The 24,542-nt window shown below is 42.0% G+C and carries 25 protein-coding genes; 12 read left to right on the forward strand and 13 right to left on the reverse strand.

Going from position 1 to position 24,542, the window contains the following annotated elements; genetic code table 11:
• Positions 1-85: 85 nt before the first annotated feature.
• Genes B4A24_RS22150 through B4A24_RS22165 form a run of 4 tightly spaced genes read right to left on the reverse strand, consistent with a single transcriptional unit; the run spans position 86 to position 3,298 of the window.
• The gene (locus tag B4A24_RS22150; RefSeq protein WP_293947124.1) at positions 86-1,024 is read right to left on the reverse strand and encodes a glycerophosphodiester phosphodiesterase family protein; all 939 of its coding nucleotides are present in this window, start codon (positions 1,022-1,024) and stop codon (positions 86-88) included.
• A 17-nt stretch (positions 1,025-1,041) separates the two neighbouring features.
• Entirely contained in the window at positions 1,042-1,557 is a 516-nt protein-coding gene (locus B4A24_RS22155) for a shikimate kinase (protein ID WP_293947125.1), read from the reverse strand.
• A gap of 6 nt (positions 1,558-1,563) precedes the next feature.
• Positions 1,564-2,751 (reverse strand): BT_3928 family protein, encoded by a 1,188-nt coding sequence (locus B4A24_RS22160; protein ID WP_293947126.1) that lies wholly within the window; start codon positions 2,749-2,751, stop codon positions 1,564-1,566.
• Between the two features lie 4 nt (positions 2,752-2,755).
• Entirely contained in the window at positions 2,756-3,298 is a 543-nt protein-coding gene (locus B4A24_RS22165) for a DUF1599 domain-containing protein (RefSeq protein WP_293947127.1), read from the reverse strand.
• A 286-nt stretch (positions 3,299-3,584) separates the two neighbouring features.
• On the opposite strand from B4A24_RS22165, the gene B4A24_RS22170 reads away from it, so the two are divergent.
• The 4 genes from B4A24_RS22170 (at position 3,585) to cysM (ending at position 6,719) form a co-directional block, all read left to right on the forward strand.
• A complete protein-coding gene (locus B4A24_RS22170; RefSeq protein ID WP_293947128.1) occupies positions 3,585-4,382 on the forward strand; it encodes a HipA family kinase in 798 nt (265 codons plus the stop codon).
• Positions 4,360-4,743 carry a DUF3037 domain-containing protein gene (locus B4A24_RS22175; protein WP_293947129.1) on the forward strand — a complete coding sequence of 128 codons (384 nt, stop codon included), beginning with the start codon at positions 4,360-4,362 and terminating at the stop codon, positions 4,741-4,743. The genes B4A24_RS22170 and B4A24_RS22175 overlap by 23 nt, the downstream gene beginning before the upstream one ends.
• A 286-nt stretch (positions 4,744-5,029) precedes the next feature.
• Positions 5,030-5,839 carry a serine O-acetyltransferase gene (locus tag B4A24_RS22180; RefSeq protein WP_293947130.1) on the forward strand — a complete coding sequence of 270 codons (810 nt, stop codon included), beginning with the start codon at positions 5,030-5,032 and terminating at the stop codon, positions 5,837-5,839.
• Between the two features lie 7 nt (positions 5,840-5,846).
• Positions 5,847-6,719 (forward strand): cysteine synthase CysM, encoded by an 873-nt coding sequence (cysM, locus tag B4A24_RS22185; RefSeq protein WP_293947131.1) that lies wholly within the window; start codon positions 5,847-5,849, stop codon positions 6,717-6,719.
• A 262-nt stretch (positions 6,720-6,981) separates the two neighbouring features.
• Here the strand turns inward: cysM and B4A24_RS22190 are convergent, their stop codons facing one another.
• The 4 genes from B4A24_RS22190 to B4A24_RS22205 all read right to left on the reverse strand — a co-directional run bounded on the left by B4A24_RS22190 (position 6,982) and on the right by B4A24_RS22205 (position 9,036).
• Positions 6,982-7,275, reverse strand: coding sequence for a bleomycin resistance protein (locus B4A24_RS22190; RefSeq protein WP_349681742.1), 294 nt, complete (start codon positions 7,273-7,275; stop codon positions 6,982-6,984).
• A 173-nt stretch (positions 7,276-7,448) separates the two neighbouring features.
• A complete protein-coding gene (locus B4A24_RS22195) occupies positions 7,449-7,919 on the reverse strand; it encodes a GNAT family N-acetyltransferase (protein ID WP_293947133.1) in 471 nt (156 codons plus the stop codon).
• 48 nt (positions 7,920-7,967) lie between these two features.
• On the reverse strand, positions 7,968-8,426 hold the full coding sequence (locus tag B4A24_RS22200) for a MaoC family dehydratase (RefSeq protein WP_293947134.1): 459 nt from the start codon (positions 8,424-8,426) through the stop codon (positions 7,968-7,970).
• Positions 8,427-8,595: 169 nt separating this feature from the next.
• Positions 8,596-9,036: an SRPBCC domain-containing protein gene (locus B4A24_RS22205; RefSeq protein WP_293947135.1), complete on the reverse strand. Its 441-nt coding sequence runs from the start codon at positions 9,034-9,036 to the stop codon at positions 8,596-8,598.
• A gap of 228 nt (positions 9,037-9,264) precedes the next feature.
• On the opposite strand from B4A24_RS22205, the gene B4A24_RS22210 reads away from it, so the two are divergent.
• From B4A24_RS22210 to B4A24_RS22225, 4 genes are all read left to right on the forward strand, one after another.
• Positions 9,265-10,071, forward strand: coding sequence for an alpha/beta hydrolase (locus B4A24_RS22210; protein ID WP_293947136.1), 807 nt, complete (start codon positions 9,265-9,267; stop codon positions 10,069-10,071).
• A 163-nt stretch (positions 10,072-10,234) separates the two neighbouring features.
• On the forward strand, positions 10,235-10,711 hold the full coding sequence (locus B4A24_RS22215; protein WP_293947137.1) for a hypothetical protein: 477 nt from the start codon (positions 10,235-10,237) through the stop codon (positions 10,709-10,711).
• 281 nt (positions 10,712-10,992) lie between these two features.
• A complete protein-coding gene (locus B4A24_RS22220; RefSeq protein WP_293947138.1) occupies positions 10,993-11,880 on the forward strand; it encodes a DUF3347 domain-containing protein in 888 nt (295 codons plus the stop codon).
• 184 nt (positions 11,881-12,064) lie between these two features.
• Complete coding sequence (locus B4A24_RS22225) at positions 12,065-14,356, forward strand: multicopper oxidase family protein (protein ID WP_293947139.1); 2,292 nt, start codon at positions 12,065-12,067, stop codon at positions 14,354-14,356.
• 66 nt (positions 14,357-14,422) lie between these two features.
• Here B4A24_RS22225 and B4A24_RS22230 read toward each other — a convergent pair whose 3' ends face one another.
• Together B4A24_RS22230 and B4A24_RS22235 are read right to left on the reverse strand one after the other, a co-directional pair.
• Complete coding sequence (locus B4A24_RS22230) at positions 14,423-15,421, reverse strand: beta-ketoacyl-ACP synthase III (RefSeq protein ID WP_293947140.1); 999 nt, start codon at positions 15,419-15,421, stop codon at positions 14,423-14,425.
• A 311-nt stretch (positions 15,422-15,732) separates the two neighbouring features.
• A complete protein-coding gene (locus tag B4A24_RS22235) occupies positions 15,733-17,166 on the reverse strand; it encodes a PLP-dependent aminotransferase family protein (protein WP_293947141.1) in 1,434 nt (477 codons plus the stop codon).
• A gap of 220 nt (positions 17,167-17,386) precedes the next feature.
• Between B4A24_RS22235 and B4A24_RS22240 the strand changes: the two genes are divergently transcribed.
• The 3 genes from B4A24_RS22240 (at position 17,387) to B4A24_RS22250 (ending at position 19,174) form a co-directional block, all read left to right on the forward strand.
• Complete coding sequence (locus B4A24_RS22240; RefSeq protein WP_293947142.1) at positions 17,387-18,553, forward strand: aspartate aminotransferase family protein; 1,167 nt, start codon at positions 17,387-17,389, stop codon at positions 18,551-18,553.
• A gap of 204 nt (positions 18,554-18,757) precedes the next feature.
• Positions 18,758-18,919 (forward strand): NUDIX domain-containing protein, encoded by a 162-nt coding sequence (locus B4A24_RS22245; RefSeq protein ID WP_293947143.1) that lies wholly within the window; start codon positions 18,758-18,760, stop codon positions 18,917-18,919.
• 72 nt (positions 18,920-18,991) lie between these two features.
• A complete protein-coding gene (locus tag B4A24_RS22250; protein ID WP_293947144.1) occupies positions 18,992-19,174 on the forward strand; it encodes a hypothetical protein in 183 nt (60 codons plus the stop codon).
• Positions 19,175-19,197: 23 nt separating this feature from the next.
• On the opposite strand, the gene B4A24_RS22255 is transcribed toward B4A24_RS22250, so the two are convergent.
• Both B4A24_RS22255 and B4A24_RS22260 read right to left on the reverse strand, forming a co-directional pair.
• Complete coding sequence (locus B4A24_RS22255) at positions 19,198-19,731, reverse strand: hypothetical protein (protein WP_293947145.1); 534 nt, start codon at positions 19,729-19,731, stop codon at positions 19,198-19,200.
• Between the two features lie 89 nt (positions 19,732-19,820).
• Positions 19,821-21,071 carry a hypothetical protein gene (locus tag B4A24_RS22260; RefSeq protein ID WP_293947146.1) on the reverse strand — a complete coding sequence of 417 codons (1,251 nt, stop codon included), beginning with the start codon at positions 21,069-21,071 and terminating at the stop codon, positions 19,821-19,823.
• 84 nt (positions 21,072-21,155) lie between these two features.
• Here B4A24_RS22260 and B4A24_RS22265 point away from each other — a divergent pair, with 84 nt between their 5' ends.
• Entirely contained in the window at positions 21,156-21,305 is a 150-nt protein-coding gene (locus B4A24_RS22265) for a hypothetical protein (RefSeq protein WP_293947147.1), read from the forward strand.
• 57 nt (positions 21,306-21,362) lie between these two features.
• Here B4A24_RS22265 and B4A24_RS22270 read toward each other — a convergent pair whose 3' ends face one another.
• Positions 21,363-24,533 (reverse strand): AsmA-like C-terminal region-containing protein, encoded by a 3,171-nt coding sequence (locus B4A24_RS22270; protein WP_293947148.1) that lies wholly within the window; start codon positions 24,531-24,533, stop codon positions 21,363-21,365.
• Between the last annotated feature and the right edge of the window lie 9 nt (positions 24,534-24,542).

Here is a 24,542-nt window from a genome sequence, read left to right on the forward strand (position 1 = left end):
AAATTTACCTCAGGATCTTTTGATCAATATCTGTAAAATGTATCTTTTAACCGTTAAACAACGTTGCTTACTTTTGAATAGTCTTTTACTGCACAAATTTAGAACTTATTCCTCTTTTCTTGATATAAAAATTTAACGCTCTACCTGCCTCGATCGGACGATCAGTACTCAAGATATCTGCACCGCGTTCAATGAAGCTGGCATATAGCTGAAATCCTTTCTTTGTGGCCTGTCTGTCTAGATTGCCTTGTGTACCCAGGATACACATAACACCATGATCATGCAGTACTTTGGTCAGCTGCGGATCAGCTTCCCGCGTCCCGACGAAGGCCAGTAATTTATTGTCTGGAATATCTTTTTCGTTGAGACGGGCGAGATCATCTAGGTTCTTCACCGAAGCGGATATCATCAGATCGCCGGCCAGATTGTGTACTTTTCCGGCCTGACCAGCGCTATAAGTAATGATAACAACGTTGGATTCAGCACGTTGTTTGCGAATCACATTGATCACGGATTCGTAAGGTACCTCATTTTTAATGTCCAGTGTGAAAATGACCTTACCCTTTCCCCATGCGAGCGCTTCGTCGAGTGTAGGGATTTTATAGGGTGTTATTTTCTTGTCGTTGTCTACCAACCTTAGTTTTTTGAGTTCGGCCAATGTACGTTCATTAACAGACCCTCGGCCTGTTGTGGTACGGTTGAGCGTATTATCATGCATCAGTACCAGTGCAGAATCTTTGCTAAGCCTGACATCGCACTCCACAATAACGGGTTGCAGGCTGGCATTATATGCAAAGGTTTCTAAGGCATTTTCCGGATAGCCAGAGGCAGGTCCCCCACGATGCAGGCTAACGAGCGGATAGCGGTTGTCATCATAGGTCAGAAACTGATAAAGGTCCTCTACCGTTGTCAGCTGAATACGCTTGCCTACAGGTAAACCGTCTGTGTCACCACCATGGCGAAAACAGCTGCAAACAGTTATACAGGTCAGGAACAAAAGGAAGCAGTACAGGCGTATTCTCATTATTGACTATTGTGCGGTTATAAATTATGCTGATTGATCAGGGTCACTAATGTTTCTACTGGTGTATTGAGCTGATCTATTGTTAGATGAGCCTGGGTATAGTAAGGCTCCCGTTCCGTTAATTTCTCCTCAATAAAAGCCCTTAATTCTTCCGGTGATTTTCCGACCAGAATAGGTCGTTTATGTAATTTTGATTGCGACAGACGATCAAATAAAGCTTTGGGCGTCATTTGTAAATACACCGCGTATCCATTGGCTTTGATCCAATCCATGTTATCAAAAAAACAGGGCGCACCACCACCCGTAGAGATAACGGCGTAGCTGTTCACAAATTTACGAAGCTGCTCCCGCTCCAGTTTTCGAAACTCTTCTTCACCGTATTGACCGAAATATTCAGTGATGCTCATACCGATCTGTTTCACAATCTCCTCGTCGGTATCGATAAAAGGTAAATCTAATTTGCTGGCCAGCTTTTTTCCCAATGTGGTCTTTCCACTGCCCATATAGCCAATCAAAAATATAGGTTTAGGCATATTGTATTATTTGTCCTTACTTAAAAAATTGTCTTCAAACGTCTTTGCGTCCGGGAAATTGTTGTAGTGCCATTTGCCCATTACATTTCCACCTTTTAAAAGGATTACCCCCGGATTGGCTCTGACCATACTTTTCAATGGAATTAAATCCGCATAATAAATTTCTGCAATCAATTGCATTTTGTCACTCAGGTATTGTGCGTCTTTGGAAGCTGAGGCGGTCAGTAGGACAACACGGAGACCATTGTAATCTTTGGTCATCTGTGTGACTGTCTGATTGATTTTCTGGATGGCATTAATATTGGTTGATGAAAGATCCTTGGCGACGATGATAATATTATAATAAGGGTTTGCTATGATCTCCTGTGTATGATCAGTACCGTCTGCGTCAGTAATTAAAAGGTCGGGGATGGGAATATCATAACCTTTTTTGATGAGTTTACTTTCAGGTTCGCCAATGATTTCCCAAGACTCATCTTCCCATAGTTTATCTGCCATGTACACTTTGTCATTCACTTTCTTGGTCTCGCCCGTTTTTTTGTTTTTCATGGTATAGAGCTGCTCAAAGACATCGCCCTGTTTACCTTCTGGAAGGACCATCAGGGATGGAAGATTGTTGCCAATTTTATAGGGCAAGAAATCAATAAAAGGGAGATAATTGACCGTATAAATGCCAATCCCCAATGAAACGATGGTAGTAATCAGGGCGACGACAAATTGATTGCCAGATCCTTTGATGATGGACTGGATCTGTTTGCGGTTAAAGAAGATAATCAGAATCAAGGCCAATAGCACAAGATCTTTGGAAAAGGATTGCCAGGGAGTTAGTGGAATAGCATCACCAAAGCAGCCACAGGAAGTCACGACTTCGAAAAATGCGGAATAGAATGTCAGAAAGGTGAAAAAAAGGATCAATAGCAGTAATCCCCAAGCCACCAAATTGGCGTAGACACCAAACAACAGTAAGGCACCTAAGAGGATTTCAAAGCCACAGATCACCACAGCTATCGCCGTAGCGTATTCATTGAAGGTGGTCAGGTGAAACACTTCAAAATATTCCTGCAGTTTATAGCCGAATCCTGTAGGGTCATTGGCCTTAATAAATCCAGAGAAAATAAAAAGAAGACCAGTGAAAATGCGACAAAAACCTAAAAGGTAATTTGTTTTAGTTGTCTGTTGTGCTGCTGTCATCATTCAATTATTGTTGTGCGAGTCCTAACTTAATTAAGGCAAAAACTGCGTAGTTAAGCATATCCTGGTAATTGGCATTAATTCCTTCGGAAACGATAGTCTGTCCATCGTTATCTTCGATCTGTTTGACACGGTGAATTTTCATTAAGATCAAATCCGTCATCGAAGAAACGCGCATATCACGCCAAGCCTCACCATAATCGTGATTTTTGGCCAGCATGAGGTCTCTGGTTTCCGTTACCTTTTCGGTATATTTTTGATTTACGAAGACGGGATCGAGGTTTTCCTCTCCATCTTCACCAAGATCAATTTGGATCATGGCCATAATGCAGTAATTAATGATACCAATGTATTCATCGACGACACCTTCACCAACTTTAGATACTTTTTTGATCTCAAGGGTACGTATACGTTGCGCCTTGATATAAATCTGGTCAGTAATGGAGGATAGCCGCATGATCCGCCATGCCGTGCCATAATCTTTTGTTTTTTTTATAAATAAATCTTGACAGTGCTTGATCACACTGTTATATTCCTGAATAGTATCCATATCGTTTTTGAAAAGAACTTGATGAGACAAGTCGAGATTCTATGACAAATATAATTAGAAAATAGTACTTCTAATGGTCAAATGAATGTACAATTTGTGCTATTTTGCTAAAATATAAATAAATATTTGAGATATTTCCACCATTAAAACGTTCAAAGGTTGTGGTGGAATAACAAATTTGTAGCGTACATGACGAACAAACTTGTAAATAAAGGTAAATTTATCTTAGTTTGTTATAATGCTCAACGTTGATGACCAACTTTGAACAGTAAGAAAATATAAATTCATGAATTTTCAACAACCTATAATTCGCGAGGTAGAAATTATCCGATATGTTCAGCCATTTCGGGAAGGTGGATCTTTGCCTGCGCTAGTCGATGCGGACGATGGCTTTAGTTATGTCATCAAATTTAGAGGAGCAGGACAGGGCCGTAAGGCACTCATTGCTGAACTGATCGGTGGAGAGCTGGCCAGGCTTCTAAAATTAAGAGTGCCCGAAATCGTCTTCGCACATCTTGATGAGTCTTTTGGGCGCTCCGAACCGGACGAAGAAATACAGGATCTACTCAAATTTAGCGTAGGGAAAAACCTCGGGCTTCACTTTTTGAGTGGGGCAGTAACTTTTGATGCCAATGTCGACCTGATTGGAGCGGAAGAGGCTTCAAAAATTGTGTGGCTGGATGCTTTACTGATGAATGTTGACCGTACAGTACGGAATACGAATATGCTGATCTGGCATAAGGAATTATGGCTGATTGACCATGGTGCAGCTTTGTATTTCCACCACAGCTGGGACAACTGGGAAGAGCAAGCGGTCAAACCCTTTGTGCAGATCAAAGACCATGTGCTATTAAAAAATGCCGCCATCGTCGAAAAAATAAATACTGACTTTAGCGCTATTTTTACAGAGGATGTTTTTCGTAAGATATTAGCTGTTGTACCGGATGAATGGTTAGCGGATTCCGAACGTGAGCTGTCTGCGACAGAGGCGAGAGAGGTATACGTATCCTTCCTGAAACAACGTATGGCTAATTCGTCAATTTTTGTAAAACAGATAGAAGATGCCAGAAAAAACCTTATATGAATATGCTGTGGTACGATTGGTGCCACGTGTAGAGCGAGAGGAATTTATCAATGTTGGTATCGCGCTCTATTGCCGTAAATATCGTTTTGCCAAGATGGTTTATGCCGTAGATGAGCAAAAGGTACGCGCGCTCTGTCCTAAAATTGAACTGGAACTGATTGAAAACCATCTGTCCTCCTTTCAACGAATCTGTAATGGGGATAAAGGTGCCGGAAAACTAGCAGCATTGGATATTACAGAACGTTTCCGATGGCTTACCGCCAAACGCAGCACGGTTATTCAATGTTCGGCTTCGCATCCCGGACTCTGTGAAGATCCTGAAGCAACATTACAAAATCTTTTTGAGCGCTTAGTGCTTTAAGAGGCATAAGCAGGTTTCTAAATTTAATGCGATGAAGAAATGATATTGACGAGACGGCGATGGGGAGGAAGTCTGGGGTTGTCCTAAAAGTCAAATAAAGATAAAAAATGATTTAATCATATAGTTAAGTGGTAATAAGGCTTAATCTATCAATATTGTATAGTATCTTTGTTTAAGAATAAAGCTCTTGCAGATCAAAGAGAGACATTAAATTTGTATGTTTCTCCATTAGAATTCTATACAATAGAAACTTGAGCTAAGGTTGTTTTAATATTTACTTTTGAAGATGCATGATTTTTATCAACATATCTATGAGCAGCAATTAGCTGTTTTAGAAATGCCTTCCAATAAGAAGATCTGCGGCTGGGCTACCAAAATTTTGGATGTGCTTTTTCCGGAGCGAAATTCTGGCGAGATGAAATCGGTAGACGATGTGAAACTTGCTTTTGAACAATTTGAACTGGAACTGGAACAACTCCTTAGCAAATCAAAAGCTTGTGGTCATTGCAACCATGCGCAAATAGCCCATCAGTTTTTTGAGCGCATTCCAGCGTTGTATGAACTCATGTGCTGGGATGCTGACGCGTTGATGGATGGGGATCCGGCCGCACAGAACAAGCGGGAGGTTGTACGTACTTATCCTGGTTTTTTTGCGATCTGTATTTTCCGAATGGCCAATGAGCTGCATCGCCTTGGAGTCCCTCTGATCCCACGCATATTGACCGAGCATGCACATTCCAAGACAGGAATAGATATTCATCCGGGAGCAACCATCGGCCATCACCTCCATATTGATCATGGTACCGGATTGGTGATCGGAGAAACGTGTACAATCGGAAATTACGTTAAACTTTATCAGGGGGTGACGATGGGTGCTCTGAGTGTGGATAAGGTGTTTTCGAATGTCAAACGTCATCCAACGATTGAAGACCATGTCATCATCTATTCGGGAGCAACGATCTTGGGCGGCGAAACACGTATAGGCCATCATTCGGTTATCGGAGGTAATGTTTGGCTGACAAGTTCAGTAGAACCTTATACTACTGTGTATCATCAAGCAACAGCGAAATTTATAGATTCAAAACCAATTATATAGATACATTATGGGAAATATTATAGATACCATCGGAAATACACCATTGGTGGAAATTACCCAATTTCATGCAAATACCAACGTACGGATCTTTGCAAAGATGGAAGGGAATAACCCCGCTGGTTCTGTCAAAGATCGTGCAGCCTTAAATATGATCCGTTCAGCCATGGAGCGTGGCGAAATTTCGAAAGACAGTAAGCTTATCGAAGCGACGAGTGGGAATACGGGAATCGCCCTGGCCATGATTGCCGGTATATATGGCTTGAATCTAGAGTTGGTCATGCCTGCATCGTCTACCCGTGAGCGTACACTGACCATGGAAGCTTTTGGTGCCAAGGTTACGCTATTGGAGTCCATGGAAATATGCCGGGACTACGCTGAGGCAAAAGCGGCAAATGAAGGCTATTTTATTTTAAACCAATTTGCCAATCCCGATAATTATAAAGCCCATATCAAAACCACGGGTCCTGAAATCTGGCGTGATACAGATGGGAAAATTACCCATTTTGTGAGCGCGATGGGAACAACTGGAACGATCATGGGAAATTCCATCTATCTCAAAGAAAAAAATCCGGCGATACAGATTGTCGGCTGTCAACCTACACCGGAGTCGTCCATCCCCGGAATCAGACGCTGGCCAGAAGCTTATCTGCCGAAAATATTTGACCCAAGCCGTGTGGATCGTGTCATTGATATTTCGCAACAGGAGGCGACCGAACTGGCGCGTGAACTGGTGAAACGGGAAGGCGTTTTTGCTGGGATGAGTACAGGTGGAGCATTTGCCGGAGCCCTGAAAATTGCCAATGAGATCGAGGAAGGCGTCATTGTTTTTATTGCCTGTGATCGCGGAGACCGCTACCTGAGTTCAGATTTATTCGGTTAGTCCATTCTGATGCAGCAAACCCGTATCTAAAATTATAGCGCCTGTCATCGTTACGCTCCATTTTTGCGTATAATGACAGGTTTTTTTTTGATTTTTTCTTGTCCTATCTAATCGTCTCAACGGATATTTCTCCTTTATTTGTCGTGTCGTTTTCTATTGGGCAGTGTAGCTTTGATAAAGTGTGATCTGCTCAGTCTGATTGTGTCCGGTACAGCAATAGCTTCAACATCAAGTCTCTACTCTTAAAGCTAGATGTGTAATTCTACTTCCCCTGTCCAAATGTTAGCAAATTACTATCCGGATCCAAGATGGAAAACTCACGCTGTCCCCAAGGTTTTCTCTCCAGCTTACCATTCGGATGGATGGTAATATTGCGCACTAAAAAAGAGTGATAGAGCTGGTCAATATCGTCGGTGCGGATATAGATCATGCCATAATTCTCCTCAGGTAGTAGCTCCTTAAATTCAAAAAAATGAATTTCGATCTGATTTTTTTTGATCATCAGATATCCTTCATAGTTTGCAGTGCCGCATAGGCTGAAGCCCAGTTGACCCAAGTAAAAATCGCTTGTGACAGCCTGTCACGCATAGGTAATTTGGGGTGTATCGTAGTCAGTTTCATTGTTTATTTACTGGTTTTATTAGAATCTTACTGAAATATAAGTGTTTATTTTTACTCCTGATACTGCTAAAGAAGCACTACCTATTGGATCGTAATGAAAGTCCCCTTTTAGGTTCGCTTGGGTTGATATTTTAGTAAAACCATGTCCTTCAACAATTGACCATTTTCATAGATGGGCTGTTCGTAATTTTCAATGAAAAAGTTCGTACGTAGATCATATTTAACAAAATCATTGCGCTCATAAAATCGGATCTGATCAAAGCCACAATCTGCCGTTCCAACAATCAGATTCGGATATTGCGCATGGTAAGTCTCTTGGATATATCGTAATATTTTGCTGCCAAGTCCTCTGTTTCGATGTGAGGGAGACACAGCAATATTTTTGATTTCCAAGGTCTCGTTATCAACGGGATACAAACAAAATGCAGCGATGGACTGTTGTTCTTCCTGAACAACAAAGACAGCCGAATCAAAAAGATACTTATTGATCGCGGCGATCGTTTCATCCGCCAAAAGCAACAAATCATAAGGGTAATCCTTATGATTTGTGATCTCTTTTATTGTTAAATCGGTTAACATGCAAATAGCTTACCTGAATTTATTGAAGTGAATGCTTATCTGATTGATTTAATTGAAGTGGTATAAAAAGATAACGTCTCCCACATAGGCCGGCTTAGCGCTATCTTTAATTTTTAAAGTTGCTTCAATGGTTACTTTGACTACCCCCCGAAGATTGGCAACGGATTTAACATGTGTATGCAATTGTACTTCATTATCGACCAGAACGGGTTGTGCAAAACGCAGATTTTCGATACCATAGTTGATCTCCATTTTGACATTTCGTACTTCTGCTATTTGTTTCCACAAATAAGGAATAAGTGATAAGGTTAGATAGCCATGTGCGATGGTCGATTTAAATGGACTTTCTGTTTTTGCTCTTTCGTTGTCCAGGTGGATCCATTGATGATCTAAAGTTGCATCGGCAAACTGGTTGATCTGCTTTTGGTCAATTGTATGCCATTGAGATTCGCCTAATGACTTTCCTTCAAAGGCTTTGTACTCTTCATAATTGTTAATTATTGTCATATATTATGTCTTTATCGCTTTTCGTTGGAATTTGCTCCGTAAGGTTCACGCTGGGATATCAAATTTTGGCCAAAGATAACCATTGTCGTTAGCAATCCAAGTATGTCTGTTATTATATGTCTATTCGTTGAAATGTTCGCCGCACGAGCAATAGCCGATAATCTCCGTATTAAAATGTCTGTGCCTGTGATGCGCTGCCGTATGTTTTTTCTACATAGAACTTGAAATTGTCGAGAATGGCTTGCCACCCCTGGCGTTGTAGATCGATCGGATTTTCGGATTCGGCATCGAAAATAACTTCGACGTCGGTAGCAGCCTTTTTGGGATTGAAATTGATCGTTACATGACGGCCATCGGGCATCACATAGGCTATTTTTTTAAAGGGCTCAAGTTCGGTATAGGTTCCTGTAAAGTCAAAACCCGCCGAAGCATCCTTTGCTTCCATACGATTTTTGAATTTTCCCCCTATGCGCAAATCGTTAATCGCCTCAATACAATGCCAGTCTTCGGAGGCTCGATTCCATTGCATAATATCTTCAGCAGAGGTATAGGCGTTCCAAATGGTTTCCACACGTACGCCAATATGTGTTTGTATTTTTATCTGCTCCATATGTCGTTAATAATGTTTCTAACGTAATTATTGTTTCTATACTAATAACAGGAAAATTTATCTTTTGTTATGTTCCTAGATGAGATAAACCTGATATTTCCCAAAAAAAATAGCGGGATGGTAGCCTGATGTCTTCGTGCTACAAGGTAAAACAATTTTGAACTATAGGGAGGGGATTTGACGGGTTTTTGCTAACTTTATGAATGTGAATCCTTAACCCCATTTATTATGTCTCCAAAATTTCTTGTCATATTCTTTTTGTCGATTTTATCGAACCAAATCTTTGCCCAGAAATACCGTACCATAGATAATATTAGCTATTGTAAAATTACTGATACCGACGACTATAAAAAAGAACGTTGTAAGCTCGATCTCTATGTCCCGACCGATCGGAAGAATTTTTCCACGATCGTGTGGTTTCATGGTGGAGGATTGGAGGAAGGGAATAAATTTATTCCATTAGAACTTAAAGAGAAAGGTGTGGCGGTGGTTGCTGTCAATTATAGGTTGAGTCCCAAAGTGAAGGCGCCAGATTATATTGAAGATGCAGCGGAAGCTGTTGCCTGGGCTTTTTCCCATATCGCATCCTATGGGGGCGATCCGGCTAAGATTTATGTTTCAGGTCATTCCGCTGGTGGATATTTGGCTTTAATGGTAGGACTCGATAGTAGTTACCTTCAAAAACAGGGTGTCAGTGCAAATAAATTAAAGGGACTGGTACCGATCAGTGGTCAGACCAACACACATTATACGATCAAAAAGGAACGTGGACAGTCGATGGCAATCCCGCAGATGGATCAATACGCGCCGATATCCTTTGCACGCAAAGATGCACCCGCTATTGTACTGATTATCGGCGACCCACAATTGGAACTTCCGGCTAGATATGAAGAGAACGCGCATCTCGCAGCGATACTAAAACAGGTGGGGCATACCAAAACCTCTTTATATCAATTGCAGGGATTTGACCACGGCGGCGTTTATGCTCCCGGTTGCCTGCTGATGCTTAAATGGATCAAGGAACAGGAGAAATAGATAGGCGGTCGTTTCAGTGACTGGAAATGAAATCTTATAAATAAAATAAAAAATATTACAACAGCGATTTGGAAAAAAGTTGCGACCTTTATTCGGTAATTAAACATATACCTTGATGTTTTGTAATCGGGTAACTGTAAAAAAAGATAAATTTTAAGCCGTTATGTGGGCAAAAGTCAACATCTTGTTGGTCATCTGTATGTTGGGGCTATTTTTAGCTCCGAGCCGGGTGTTTGCCTGCCATCTGACTCCTGAAAAAACCAAGCAAGAAGAAAAAATGTCCTGCTGTTCGGAAAACGATCAGGATTTAAACGCTACCGATAATACACATGGTGTAAATGATACCCACAAAAATCAGGAATTAAAAAATACTGACAAGGATCGAGATGTAGAAGATACCGAAGGCAAAGATTGTTGTAACGATGTACAAAATGAAAAAGATCACGGTGATGACTGTGGTAAACGTTGCAGCGGAAAGTCATGCCGTACTTTCATGCAATACAGTCCCATGATAGCTGTTTATGGAACGGGTTTTATACCACTGTCGGAGATCGGTCAACTAAAACTATACACTTTGTATAAGCAACCTTTTTGTGCCGATGCTTATTTTTCGATTTGGCAGCCTCCTAAGATAGCCTAATAATTGGCAATAGCCCATGCTATGTCCTTTTGGATCGTTATCTGCATCCAAAATCCCTTTAATCATTTTTAAATGAAAACTGTCATTGGATCATATGACCTGTTGTTGGTGTTGCTTCAGCGCTGCAAATGACTGTTTTCATTGGAATTCATTTAATCAAAAATTATTCATCGTGAAATAAGCCTATGAAAAGTAGAAATACTGCACAAAATATGCGGGTATTACAGACGGTGTTTAAAGATAAATTGAGCATAACGAGCTCAAAAAATAATTATATAGCTATGAAATCAATTTCACTAATTGGTATGGTAAGCCTCGTGTTACTGACCGATATCACAATACATGCGCAGATCAAAAATGCGACAACAGCAACGGTAAAGATATTCGGAAATACTCCAGCCGCGAAGACGGCCATTGAGAAGGAGGGTAAATCGGAAAAAAACGCTAAAATACTGTGGGATCAGGAAACAAATATGGCGACTATCACCTATGATGCGTCAAAGACAAATGAGGATGAGATACTAAAGCGTATTGCTTTAGCAGGATTCGATAATGAGAAATTTCTGGCTCCGGATGATGTTTATGCTCAGTTGCCTAAAGTGGATCAATACAGTAGAACCTTAAAGCCGGCGTCAGCACATCAGACTGAAGCAATCACTCCGCAGAACGGACATCATAATATGTTGGCAGCTGATCATTCCACCCATCAACCAACAACAGAAACAGAAAAGGGTAAAGAAACACAGTTGACAAATCTGCTCAGTCAATACTTTGTGCTAAAAGACGCGCTGGTTAAGACAGATGCTTCAGCGGCGGCGGTGAAAGCCACCATATTGCAGGCAGCCATAAAAGCAGTGGATATGAATAAGCTTGTTTCTGCCGAGCACACGGTCTGGATGAAAGTGATGAACAACTTAACTATCGACGCAACAGCCATCGCTAAGGGGAAAGATGTGGGCAAACAACGGGTCGCATTTGCTTCGCTTTCCCGCAATATGTACGAACTGATCAAAGTAGGTACTTTAGAAAGTCCTGTCTATTATCAACATTGTCCGATGTTTAATCAAGGGAAGGGGGCGAACTGGTTGAGTAAGGAAAAATCCATTAAAAATCCATTCTTCGGATCGCAGATGATCAGTTGTGGAAGCACAGTTGAAACACTTAATTAATCCATCGCTCCAGCAACATGCGACCAAGATGAGGTGGAGTGTAGTAATATGGGTAAACTATTTGATAATGAATTTGTTGATAGTTTGTCGGTGATACTATTTATTATAGGAAACCATGGTGCGCGACTGGTCTGCCAGTATTGTATAGGACCTAAGGACAATGCCGTTTTAATCAAGCAAACGTATGAAAGTAAGTAAAAAGAGAAATATAAATATCGTATTAATAGTTGTTTTATTCGTAGCGACACAGGTCGCGGTGTTTGGCCAGAAAGTGGTACGCCATGACCTGTATGTACGGGATACCATTGTCAATTACGCCGGCAAAGCAAAATGGGCCATTGCCGTAAATGGACAGATTCCCATGCCTACCCTGACATTTACAGAAGGGGATACCGCTGAAATTGTTGTTCACAATAAGTTGAAAGAGAGTACTTCACTGCACTGGCACGGTATCTTTCTGCCAAATAAAGAGGACGGAGTACCGCACCTGACCCAGGAGCCGATCAAGCCTAATTCGACTTACACCTATCGTTTCCCGATCATCCAGCATGGAACGCACTGGTATCATTCACACTCGGGTTTGCAAGAACAGATTGGTATGTACGGTAGCCTTATTCTGAACAAACGTGCGGGTGACAAGACTTTTCGCAAAGGGATAGATGACTTACCTACTATTCCGGTCATCATAAGCGAATGGACAAATTATAATCCAGACAATATCCAACGTATGTTACATACCGGCAATGATTGGGCAGCCATTAAAAAGGGGGCTACGCAGTCTTATGCCGAAGCAATTAAAGAAGGCAAATTCAAAACAAAGGTCACCAATGAGTGGAAGCGTCAGCTTGCGATGGATGTCAGTGATGTCTACTATGACAAGATTTTAATGAATGGTGCCTATACGACGGATTTAAAAGAAGTGGATGGCAAAACACTGAAAGCGGGAGATAAGGTGCGTTTGCGGATTTCCAATGGTGGTGCTTCATCCTACTTTTGGTTGCGCTATGCAGGTGGAAAAATTACCGTAGTCGCCAATGACGGAAACGATGTGGTCCCCGTGGAGGTGGACCGGTTATTGATCGCGGTATCGGAGACCTATGATGTGGTGGTGACAATCCCGAATGAGGGTACGGCCTACGAATTTATGGCAACGACAGAGGATCGTACGCAGTCCGCGAGTTATTTTGTTGGAAATGGAGTCAAGCAGCTGATATCCCCGCTGCCCCGCCTAAAATATTTTGAGGGGATGGAGATGATGAATGATATGATGAAGATGGATGGTAATCTCAATGATATGGGCATGAATATGAGCCTGAATCAGATGGATATGAATGTGGTCATGTACCCTGAAATTACGGGCGATGGGAAGAACAAGGAGGATCATAGCAAACATAGTGGCATGGATCATGGAAAGATGAAGACAGATGAAGATCCAAACCGTTATAATGCGAATGCGCTGGGGGATATTGTTACGCTGAATTATGCAATGCTGGAATCACCCCATGCGACTGAGTTGCCCAAAGACGCACCTATACGGGATCTTAAATTTACCCTAACAGGAAATATGAACCGTTATGTCTGGAGTATGGACGATAAAATTCTTTCAGAGACCGATAAAATTGCGGTGAAAAAAGGGGAAGTGTTACGGATCACGATCTACAATAATTCGATGATGCGTCACCCGATCCATTTGCATGGCTTTGATTTTAGGTTGTTGAATGGTAAGGGGGCAAAAGCGCCGCTGAAAAATGTGGTCGACATCATGCCGATGGAAACGGATACCATTGAATTTTTGGCGAATGAAGAGGGAGATTGGTTTTTCCATTGCCATATTTTATATCATATGATGGCGGGGATGAACCGCGTATTTGCGGTAGATAACTATAAAAATCCTTATTTGCCGGGTAAGGCCAAGGCTTATAAGGCGCTGCAAATGGAAAGCAATATGACGCATTTTATGGCGCAGAATGACTTTGCGACAAATGGAAATGATGGTCAGGCCATGTTTCAGAATGCACGCTGGCAACTTGGATCGGAATGGCGTTTGGGGTATAACGATATGCATGGTTATGAGGTAGAGACCCACTTGGGACGGTTTTTTGGGAAAATGCAGTGGTTTATGCCCTTTGTAGGCTTTGATTACCGCTACCGCCGGATGGGTGAAGATGAACATGAAAAGAATATCTTCGGTCAGGCTAATAAAAAGGATAGCCGGAAGGCGCTGAGCCTGGGTTTTATGTATACCTTGCCAATGCTCGTGAATTTCCAGGCTGAAGTATATCATGACGGTATCGTCCGCTTGCAGCTGATGCGCGAAGATATAGCAATTTCCCGCAGAATCCGTGGTGATTTTATGGTCAACTCGGACCTTGAATATATGGCCGGATTAAATTATGTTATCACAAAGAATATCGCCTTCCGGACGCATTATGATAGTGATATGGGCTTTGGTGTGGGACTATCGTTAAATTACTAGCATTTTGTGGATAAAAAAGGAAGGCACTTCNNGAAGTGCCTTCCTTTTTTATCTTGTTTATGTGATTTAAATCATCCACTTAAATAAGCTTGCTCCCCAGGAGAAGCCCGCTCCGAAAGCTGTAAGCATCACTAAGTCTCCGGTGTTCAATTTTTTGATATTTTGCCAGATACACAAAGGGATCGTCGCGGCAATGGTATTGCCTAGGTATTCGATATTGCTTAGCGCTCTATCTTCAGGAATATTAAGACTACGGCCTACGGCATCGATGATACGCTGATTGGCCTGGTGTGGAATTAACCAGTTGATATCTTCAATTTGTAAGTTATTTCGCTGTAAAACGGTATTACAAGCATCACTCATGGACTGAACAGCATGTTTAAAAACTGTTTTGCCATCTTGCTTAAGAAAGCGGTTGTCGTTTACCGGAAGGTTACTGTCAATTGGATAGAGAGAACCACCAGCCTCGATTTTCAAAAACTCACGTCCAGCACCGTTGCTACGCAGGTAGGCATCCATGACGCCACCTTCAAGCGAAGGTTCGAGCCAAATGACCCCGGCGCCATCGCCGAAAAGAATATTGGTAGAGCGATCTTTTAGATCGACATAGGTACTGATGTTATCTGCCCCGACAACAAGCACATTTTTATAACGTTGTGTCTCGACGAGCGACGATGCCATATCCAAAGCATAGAGAAAACCTGAACAAGCGGCATTGACATCAAATGCCCATACGTTTGTCAATCCTAATTTTTCGAGAATAATATTTGCCGTAGCTGGCATAGGCATATCTGGTGTTGAAGTTGCCACAATAAGCGCATCCACATCCCGCAAATCCTTGTTGTATTGCTTTGCTAGATCCTGAATGGCATTGACGGCCATATCCGATGTGGCAAGATTTTCGTCCAATATCCTTCGCTCCTTAATTCCCGTACGTTTGATAATCCATTCATCGGAGGTCTCGCAAAACTGCTCTAAATCGGTATTGGATCTTTTGTTCGGTGGGATATATCCTCCAACCCCAGTTATTGCTGCATACGGCCTGCTCGGTATTCTTTCAGTCATAAAATAATGTACTCTTTTCTCTCTTTTTATACAGCCTATCTAACAAATTAGATAGGCTGTAATTTTGCGCCGTAAAACTACGGTTAATTTGAACAACTAAAAGCGGAAAAGATAGGTTTTTGACAAAATAATTACGTTTTGTGGTAAAATTAACCGTTTTTAACCTTTGGTCTATACTATTCTTTTAATTGGTCTTGGTGAAGCGAAATTATATGTTGTTTGTTTCGTGTTTATCGAAATATTAATCTTTTTGTTCTTTTCAGAATAGGAAAACGGTCTAGCTGTTTTTGATGCGCTGAGACCACTTATATCTAAATTCGGGCAAACTGGAGAAGATCGGCCAAGATCCGGATTCCATCTTCGATCTGTTCTTCGGAAAGTGAGCCATACCCTAAGCGCAAGCCCCCGTAACAATTGTCTTTATGGTAGTTGTCGGGGTGGGGGATATGAACTGATTTTTCTTTAAGCTTTTTGAACAGTAATGTCCAGTCTACTTGATGTCTGAGTTCAAGCCAGACAGCCAATCCGCCTTGAGGAGGTTGATAGCTGATATGTTCCAATAGATGTAGGTCTAGCTGTTTGACCATAAAGTCGCGCTTGTTCCGGTAGTAGTTGGTGGCTTTGCGGATGTGTCTTCTGATTGTACCGTCTTGAATAAGCTCCAGAACAGCCTGTTCCATGATATTATCCCCTTGCATATCGACCATATAACGTAGTTGCGCGATAGCCTGCAGGAGCTGTTTATCTTTGCTGACAAGATAACCTATGCGAAGTGCCGGAGCGACTACTTTGCTCAGTGTTCCGATGTAGATCGAGTTTTGTAGTTCGGCATCAGTAGCCAGTGGGTAGTAAGGTGTATGTTCAAAGTGAAACTCGTAGTCGTAATCGTCCTCAATGACCGTGAATCCATACCGATTGGACAGTTGAATCAGTTCGGATCTACGCACCTTACTTAATGTAACCGTGGTCGGGTACTGCCGATGCGGTGTAAGGTATGCCGCTTTGATATTTTTATTTTCTTTAAGGTAGGGGATCATTTCATCAACAATGATACCATCTTGATCAACGGGGATTTCTATGAGCTGTGCGCCAGTATGCTCAAAGATTTTCCATGCTGAATGATAACCCGGAGATTCAACGAAGATAAAATCATTCTTTTTCAACAGGCATTGAGCAACGAGGTACATGGCCATTTGACTGCCACGGCTGATGCATAGGTTGTCCAGCGTAATATTCATATTACGCTCCTGATTGAGCATATCCGCGATCGCCTGCCTGAAATCAATATGCCCCCTTGGGTCGGCATACCCCATCATTTTCCATCGGGCACTCCGTTTGAAAATTTGCCGGTAAGCACGCCCAAGCTGGTCTATGGGTGCGATTTTACTGTCTGGATTACCATCGTCAAAGATAATACGCAATGGTATGGAGGCATGTGGTTCAATGTTGTTGTGCGCTGTGTTTTCAGTTGTGGCAATTAATTGTGGAAGTTGCTGGGCCACGAAAATTCCACGGCGCTGTTCACTCACCACCCAGCCTTCGCTCAAAAGCTGCTGGAATGCTTCAACAACAGTATTGCGGTTTAGCTTCAGTTGGGCCGCAAGTGCCCTGCTGCTGGGCAGCGCTGTTCCGCGGGTTAATCTGCCTAACTGTATATCCGCAGCAATATTATCTGCTAGCTGTAAGTAAATCGCCTTTGTGGAGGATCGGTCAATCTCCATTGTCAAATTCCAGGGTCTGAGCATGGTCAATTATATCGGGTAATTCACCCAAAGATACAATTGTTCTGCAAAATTGAAACCTTTTACAGTGATCCGAGCGCATTTGTAGTTTATGTATTTGGCTTGTGATGAGTAGCTTGTATTTTCTACCCGGGGCTGGACTATCGACTTTAAATTGATCCTGGACCACCTTTAAAGGAAGATTTAATTTGATTTTTGGAGTAAACCAAATCTCGATCATTTGATGAAACCATTTCCAGTATTTGAAAAATTGGCCATACAGATTGACCATGCTGCTGGCTGCTTTGTGTACGACCAGTCAGGACAGGCTTACTTGGACATGTACGGCGGACATGCTGTTATTGCTGTGGGGCATACCCATCCGCATATTGTCGACAGCACCTTGCGACAGCTCAATAAGATCGGCTTTTATTCGAATACGATATACAATGATCTGCAAAATAAACTGGCAGATCAATTGGGACTAATCAGTGGGTATGTGGACTATGGGGTGTTTTTCTCCAATTCCGGTGCAGAGGCAAATGAAAATGCTTTGAAGCTATCTTCTTTTGTTACGGGACGCAAAAAGGTCTTATCCCTATCCAATGCTTTTCACGGGCGCACTTCGGGAGCTGTATCAGCTAGCGATATAACTAGCATCCGAGCTGCGGTAAACGATAATCGCCATTATTTTTTTACATCTTTCAATGACCCGTCCCGTTTGAGAAAACAGCTGGAAACGGAGGAATACTGCGCCCTGATTATGGAACCGATCCAGGGAGTCGGCGGAATCCATATTGCTTCTGTGGCGTTTCTACAAGAAATCAGGCAGATCTGTACGGCAACAGGAACGATGCTTATTCTCGATGAGATCCAGTCGGGGTATGGCCGTACGGGGAAATTTTTCGCACATCAGCATGCCGGAATAAAAGGGGATCTGATTACAGTAGCGAAAGGTATTGCGAATGGTCTCCCGATGGCCGCAACACTAATCTCTCCTGACATTACACCCGTAATGGGACAACTGGGAACAACCTTTGGGGGTAATCATTTGGCTTGTGCGGCGGCAATTGCTGTATTAGAGGTGATACGGGATGAAAAGCTGATGGAGAATGCGGCAAAGGTTGGTACATTTTTAATGGAAGAATTACAGAACATGACGGGCATTGCCGAAGTGCGGGGAAGGGGATTAATGATCGGTGTGGAATTTGACGGGGACATACGGCAGATACGCCACGAACTGCTGTATAACGAGAAAATCTTTATAGGATATGCTGGCGCACATACCTTGCGGCTTTTACCGCCGCTGTGTTTTACAAGGGAACATGCGCAGATTTTTCTTAGGAGCTTGAAAAAATTGCTCCTGAAAAATGATCACTATTCCCAAAATCAATCGTATCAAATGCAGTAATTAAACTTATCACGAGCAGTAATTAAATAGAGAATCGTGTTTCGCTGATCCCTGCTAAATTTCATTGATTAATCGGGGCGAAGGGGACGACTTGTTGGACGAGGGAATGGAGATTTTCTTGGATAAATGCGGTTAAAAAAGTAATTTCACGACAGATACTATAACACAACAGAATACTTTAACTGGATACATACACGGAAACAGATGTCAACAATTACACAGGGCTTACCAACAGCTGGATTGATTAGTATAGTGGATCATAAAATATTGCTTGCTTATAGCAATAATAAAAAAGCTTGGTATCTACCGGGTGGAAAAATAGATGCGGGAGAAGACTCCCTGCAATCCCTTCGCCGGGAGATTTAGGAGGAACTGAACATCGATCTTGATCCCCAAAAGATTTCATATTATTGTCATATCACTGCTCCCGCCTATGGTATGGTACCCGAAGTGATCATGGAGCAGGACTGTTTCCTGTATCCGCTCACCGAAACGATACAGCCTAGTAATGAAATAGGAGAAGTGAAGTACTTCTCCCATGAAGATTATTTACGTGAACCTATTCAGGTCATCGGTGTAATAGAGGTGTTTACTAAGTTGAAAGCAGATGGCTTAATTTAAGCTAAATACCTTATGTAGTGCTATTAGATACCATAACCTTCATTGACGCAATTTATTGTCTTTGTATCTTGGATTGGGCTTATTTTTCCGGTCTTGGTATTCAATCGCCAGGCTTTCACAATCTGATCAAAGTATTCTTTGTCTTCTTCCACCACACTAATGGCAACAATTTCACTATCCATTTTGTTGCCTAATCTGCAATTGCAGAGGCTAAGCTGTTCGTTGGATTTAAGCTTAGGGATATTGATCGTGTCTAGGATTTTATACTTTACCTGCCCCTTTCCATTTTCCTTGTCGTCAAGCAATTCGTTTAAAATACAGATTCCATTTTTATCGTTGGTATAATATCCGGCAGCAAAGCGATAGTCGCCACTGGCACTTTTGCCCGCATCTATTACTGCTCCTGATGCATGGGCATAACTGCTCAGTCCCGGAATTTCATTAATCTCCCGAAATATCTTTCCATACAATGGATTTTTTTGATCTTGAATGATGCTAAAACTAGACCAGCTACAGATGGCCAATAGCGCAAATAATATACTCGTTAAATATCGCATAGTTTCAATGGATTTAAATACAATAATAAAGATAATAAATCTCGCTACATTCTTTACGAACAGGATCTATATTTTACTATTGGGTAGGGCTATTCATATTTTGAAAAATCTACCGCAAAAATACAGCGGTTGACCTGACTGCCATTCTGTGCGCCAGCATTGGGTTCGAATTCAGTAAGACTCCAAAGATAACCGTAGGTTGCTTCGTAATACAGAGATTCGGCACCATATGGCCATCTGTAACGAACAGTATCATCCGCACCATCGCTGTACCGCGCCAGTCGGGCATTCGATCCATAGGAATTGCTCGGCGAACCCGTGCAGGATAGCCAGGTGCGATTTCCCTTTCGGAATACACCTTGGATACCATGCGCATGATGGTCAGCAAACAAGCTGTTCTTTGGTGTAACTGTAACAATTCCTGTATTTTGAAGTTTGCCATCCGTATCAATAGGGAAGCCAAAAATCTGAGGTACGATGGCAGCATCGGCGCTACCGGCATAATATTGCCCAGTCCAAAACTGAGTGCCTTCATCATTGACTTGGATGGTCGAAAAGGGACTGGCATTATTGATTTTTTGATAGCCCACCTGTGGTAATATATACCGATAGTTAAAGGCGAACAAATTACCGTTGCTGTCTTTGCCACATTTTTCACTGGTATCCTCACCGGTGCTGACTTCAATAATTTTATCGAGATCGAATACCCGGACGCCTAAATTGGTACTGCTTAGGTAGATTTTACCTTTGAAGTAGGCGATACCACCGGCATGTACTTTGAGCGGAGCATATGATCCGAACTGTGTATGACTTGTTGTACCGCTCGGGATATCAGGTTGCACCAGCAGGATATGGCGGTAAGTCAGGTAGGTGCTTGAACTTGGGCTAATGTCGATCAGCGTAATGCGAGAGCCTTTATGTTCGGCGCTATTGCGGGCGTACCAGCTGACTAATAGATAACGTACGCCATTTTTTGTAAATCCGGCAATGCCCTGTGGCCGCCAGATGGCCGTAGTTTCATCATCGCTGTTCCAACGAATTCCGCGCACCCGATTTTCCTCTGGAATATTGAAGCCATAAACCTCGGTATAGGCACTACCACCGATAGCCTGCCTGTTTTTGTTTACTTGGGAAGGATTTAGAAAACTGAATCCTGAATTGATGTAGGTGCTGGTATTGACATAATTGTTGACCGTGACTGCAGCGGCGTTTATGTTCGCTTTAAGCTTTGATGATGCTTCATTTTCTGCTGACGCCGTCATTACGTCATTTTTCTGACAGCTTATGCTTGTCATGGCAAGCATAAAAATCAATCCAAGTGTTTGTCGTTGAATCATCATTTATGTAATCGAGGTTTATGTAATCCTATACAAACCTAACTGCAAATAGTTTGTAAGCTATCTGCGAAACTAAATGATTCAACGATGAATAGGATAAACGTACTATTAAATCTGTATTATATTTATGTGCACCTGATCTCAGCGGTCATTCTACCATTTATTTTCGGTATCATCGCGCCACTCTGGATTGCCGCTCCCTCCGACAATACTTTGTTAGCCATAGCTTCGTCCTAAAGATGTCCCTATTATCCGGGCTTGTTATCCTGTTGCGCCCCTATCCTGAGGACCCAATTATTTTTCAGTCGCTGTCTTTTCTTGCTGAGATTCTTTGTACACTTTACTGTCCTCATCGTCCATGTCCATATCGAGATCTTCCTCCTTATATTTTCCCATTTTAAGCCGAAAATTATCTGCGGTACCGGTGATGCGCATCGGGATTCCGAAGATTCCGAATGGAGGCAGTCCAAGTCTGAACCCAAGATTCATCCGTCCATCTAATGTAACTTGACCTTCAAATCGGGGTCTGAATCCCATCATCTTCATTTTGGTGCGTTCGATGGTCATGACATTGTTCTTGATATGTGATTTGATGACAACTTTTTTCACTTCGCCGTCTTTCAATTTTTCTTTTGAGGTGGATTCGCTGATACCATTCAGTAACTTGAACCCTCTGAATTTGATCTGGTTTAGCGTCAAAGTACCTTCTCCGACAATGGAAGGCATGACAGGCTGCATATTGCTGTTCAATAAGCCGCCCAGTTTATAATCCAAAGAGACAAGGCCATGCGCATTTTTGGCTGCAGTCACCATCTCTCTGAACATTGGAATTTCCTTATAGGCACGTTGGATATCAAAGCTGTCCGCTTTTACAGCGTAGTCGAATGCTGCCCGGCGGGGATTTAATGGCTTGTAATTTCCTTGCATAGCTGCTTTTAATCCCGCCAGTTCAAAAGTGGTGTTGTTGAGCGTCAGTTTGCCTTCTTTGATCTGTAGATCCCCCTTGAAATCTTTGATATTCATGTTGTTGTAAGAAACATTGTTGACTAAGCCCAGTACCTGAACATCCAGGTTTTTAGGCAAAAGGACCACACCTGTCTCCGCAGAAGAGGATGCCGCCGAAGGATTGTCCGCAAAAACCATGAAGTCATCAACATTGATTTTTTTGCTGTTGAGTGTGAACTGCCCCTGTAAGGATGCACTGCTATTAGTCAGGTAATTAATGATATTGTTCATGTAACCTTTTATCGAAATCGCATTTTTACCGTAATTGGCCAGGAATCTATCAAAGTTCATTTTCTCCTGGTGAAAACTAAAGTCACCGCTCTTGATTGCTATGGGCTGAGGGAGCAGATCTGTCTGTACCTGGATCTGGCCGATGTTGATGTGACCACTATTGTGGAGTCTGGCATAACGGCCGCTCGTCGCATCGCTCTGAAGACCTTTTAGACTGAAATCTGTATGGATGAATCCGTCAATATTGGTTCCGTCCAAGGCAAAAAACTTATAGATAGGGCCAAGATTGAGTTTTCCTTTGGACTGAATATTATAGTTGATGTTATTGAAATTGCACAGATCTGCATTCAGGAAAAATGGTTCCCCCGCGAAGGTAAACGAAACAGGTAGTATTTTCACCCTCAAATCACGTAAAGATCCCTTCTCACTATTCACGAAGGCTTCAACATGTATATTTTCCATTGGAATAGGGTACTCCTTGGATTTGATAAATCCATCTTTCATTACAATGGAAGTATTGGTTTCCGGAAAAATATTTCGTTTGAGATCAACATAGCCTTTTGCATTGAGGTTGACATTAATCAGACCCGCCAGTTCGATATCCTTGATTGGATAGAAGCTTTTGATATCAGCCAAGTTAAACAAGGCTTTGAGTTCAGACTGCACTGCAAGTTTGGTAAAATCTGTTATGGAAACGTAACCTTTGATATAATTACTGAGTGCCTGAATCGAAATATCGTGTATGGAGATGGAAGCACTTTTCATTTTTCCATCCGGATCTTTTGCTTCTAAGCGATATGCGATCTTTTCAAGCCCTTTGGGGAGATCGGCCAATTTGAAATGACCGTCTGTGAGGGTGTTTTTAATGTCAAATGTCGGTATGGAAGCAATGTACTCCTGTTCGCGCTTTTGAAGACCGACTTTGCGTATGGCTTTGGCATAGGTTCCGTGGATCTTTGCGTCGAGGTTCCAGCGGCCTCCGAAAGAGAATCCCGGGAATTGCAAAGAGGAATGGAGGATGCCCAGATCCAGGTCACTTTTCATATCTGCGTGCACCGTAACTGGATGTAGTCCGGCGGTCTGACCTTTTGCATTGAAATAACCGGAAGCGACTTTGAAATCAAACTGATGAAGATCTACCTTGAGGGAATCGAGATTCAATGCGGGGAGATCTATCCTTAATTTTGCATTCCAGTCTGTTAGTGGATTTCCAGATTGTTTATAGGCAAGATAACCGCTGTTGATGGTTAGGCCCAAAGAAAGATCGGGCATTTCGTTCTTGTCGATAATATAGTCTCCTATTAAATTGACAAATACCTCAGAAGTACCCTTGACCGATAGATCTTTTATCCAGGATGCGTAACTATTGGGAACCAGCGACAGCAATTCACTGAGGGTACTTTCTTGTGATTTTAACTTAAAGTCCAGATGATAACCATGCGAAATAAAGGATAATAATCCACGGAACCGTACGGGTAATTGATTGATCCTGATATCATTTCTTTCAAATACAAAGGATAGATTATCGGTATTGATACGTGTTAATAAGCTGGCGTCAATGGATTTTTTATCGACGTATAGTTCATTGTCAAAGGAAAAGGAAAAAGCAGCGATCTTTGCTTTGGTATTCAGGTCAAAGATATTTGACATCAGGTCACCTTTGCCTTCATAGTCCAGATCTTTGGCTTCGATCCATAACGGAACGGATTGATCCTCATAATGGAGATTGGTCTTTTCAAATCTGATCAGCTGAAACGCCAGTGCACTGCTTTCAGAATCGTCTTTTGTTTTGGAGGAATCCGTAGGTGCGGATTTATAAATGTTGTAGTTCGCATTGCCCAGCGAATCTACCAAAATATTGATTCTTCCGTTGTTAACGATAAACTTGTCAATGATGATTTTAGACTTAAATAAGCTCATGAGATCAATCCCAAAGCTTACTTGTTTGGCGGCAAGCAAAGTGTCTTTTCTGAACGGTTCGGCGCCTTTTAACAACACGTCATCCATGGACGCTGTCAACAGCGGAAATTGATCAAAGAAGGTCAATCTGACTTTTGTATAGTTGAGCTCCCCATTGATATGCGCATTTGCCAAAGATTTGACTTTGTCGTTTACTTCTTTTTCGAAGATATAGGGAATGGATAATATACAAAGAATAAATAGTGTTATTAAACTTGCTAGACCGATAGAGATTCGTTTGGCAAGCTTTAGAAATGTTGCTTTTGACACAGTGTTGTT

This window comes from Sphingobacterium sp. UBA7249 (assembly GCF_002472835.1).
GTDB classification, from domain to species: domain Bacteria; phylum Bacteroidota; class Bacteroidia; order Sphingobacteriales; family Sphingobacteriaceae; genus Sphingobacterium; species Sphingobacterium prati.

Excerpts from the sequence above, each read along its gene's own strand:
- B4A24_RS22210 (WP_293947136.1), top strand. The coding sequence starts at position 9,265 with ATGTCTCCAAAATTTCTTGTCATATTCTTTTTGTCGATTTTATCGAAC.
- cysM (WP_293947131.1), top strand. The coding sequence starts at position 5,847 with ATGGGAAATATTATAGATACCATCGGAAATACACCATTGGTGGAAATT.
- B4A24_RS22255 (WP_293947145.1), bottom strand. The coding sequence starts at position 19,731 with ATGCGATATTTAACGAGTATATTATTTGCGCTATTGGCCATCTGTAGC.
- B4A24_RS22230 (WP_293947140.1), bottom strand. The coding sequence starts at position 15,421 with ATGACTGAAAGAATACCGAGCAGGCCGTATGCAGCAATAACTGGGGTT.
- B4A24_RS22195 (WP_293947133.1), bottom strand. The coding sequence starts at position 7,919 with ATGTTAACCGATTTAACAATAAAAGAGATCACAAATCATAAGGATTAC.
- B4A24_RS22175 (WP_293947129.1), top strand. The coding sequence starts at position 4,360 with ATGCCAGAAAAAACCTTATATGAATATGCTGTGGTACGATTGGTGCCA.
- B4A24_RS22180 (WP_293947130.1), top strand. The coding sequence starts at position 5,030 with ATGCATGATTTTTATCAACATATCTATGAGCAGCAATTAGCTGTTTTA.
- B4A24_RS22150 (WP_293947124.1), bottom strand. The coding sequence starts at position 1,024 with ATGAGAATACGCCTGTACTGCTTCCTTTTGTTCCTGACCTGTATAACT.
- B4A24_RS22235 (WP_293947141.1), bottom strand. The coding sequence starts at position 17,166 with ATGCTCAGACCCTGGAATTTGACAATGGAGATTGACCGATCCTCCACA.
- B4A24_RS22165 (WP_293947127.1), bottom strand. The coding sequence starts at position 3,298 with ATGGATACTATTCAGGAATATAACAGTGTGATCAAGCACTGTCAAGAT.
- B4A24_RS22200 (WP_293947134.1), bottom strand. The coding sequence starts at position 8,426 with ATGACAATAATTAACAATTATGAAGAGTACAAAGCCTTTGAAGGAAAG.
- B4A24_RS22215 (WP_293947137.1), top strand. The coding sequence starts at position 10,235 with ATGTGGGCAAAAGTCAACATCTTGTTGGTCATCTGTATGTTGGGGCTA.
- B4A24_RS22155 (WP_293947125.1), bottom strand. The coding sequence starts at position 1,557 with ATGCCTAAACCTATATTTTTGATTGGCTATATGGGCAGTGGAAAGACC.
- B4A24_RS22220 (WP_293947138.1), top strand. The coding sequence starts at position 10,993 with ATGAAATCAATTTCACTAATTGGTATGGTAAGCCTCGTGTTACTGACC.
- B4A24_RS22205 (WP_293947135.1), bottom strand. The coding sequence starts at position 9,036 with ATGGAGCAGATAAAAATACAAACACATATTGGCGTACGTGTGGAAACC.
- B4A24_RS22260 (WP_293947146.1), bottom strand. The coding sequence starts at position 21,071 with ATGATGATTCAACGACAAACACTTGGATTGATTTTTATGCTTGCCATG.
- B4A24_RS22245 (WP_293947143.1), top strand. The coding sequence starts at position 18,758 with ATGTCAACAATTACACAGGGCTTACCAACAGCTGGATTGATTAGTATA.
- B4A24_RS22265 (WP_293947147.1), top strand. The coding sequence starts at position 21,156 with ATGAATAGGATAAACGTACTATTAAATCTGTATTATATTTATGTGCAC.
- B4A24_RS22160 (WP_293947126.1), bottom strand. The coding sequence starts at position 2,751 with ATGATGACAGCAGCACAACAGACAACTAAAACAAATTACCTTTTAGGT.
- B4A24_RS22170 (WP_293947128.1), top strand. The coding sequence starts at position 3,585 with ATGAATTTTCAACAACCTATAATTCGCGAGGTAGAAATTATCCGATAT.
- B4A24_RS22250 (WP_293947144.1), top strand. The coding sequence starts at position 18,992 with ATGGTACCCGAAGTGATCATGGAGCAGGACTGTTTCCTGTATCCGCTC.
- B4A24_RS22240 (WP_293947142.1), top strand. The coding sequence starts at position 17,387 with ATGAAACCATTTCCAGTATTTGAAAAATTGGCCATACAGATTGACCAT.
- B4A24_RS22225 (WP_293947139.1), top strand. The coding sequence starts at position 12,065 with ATGAAAGTAAGTAAAAAGAGAAATATAAATATCGTATTAATAGTTGTT.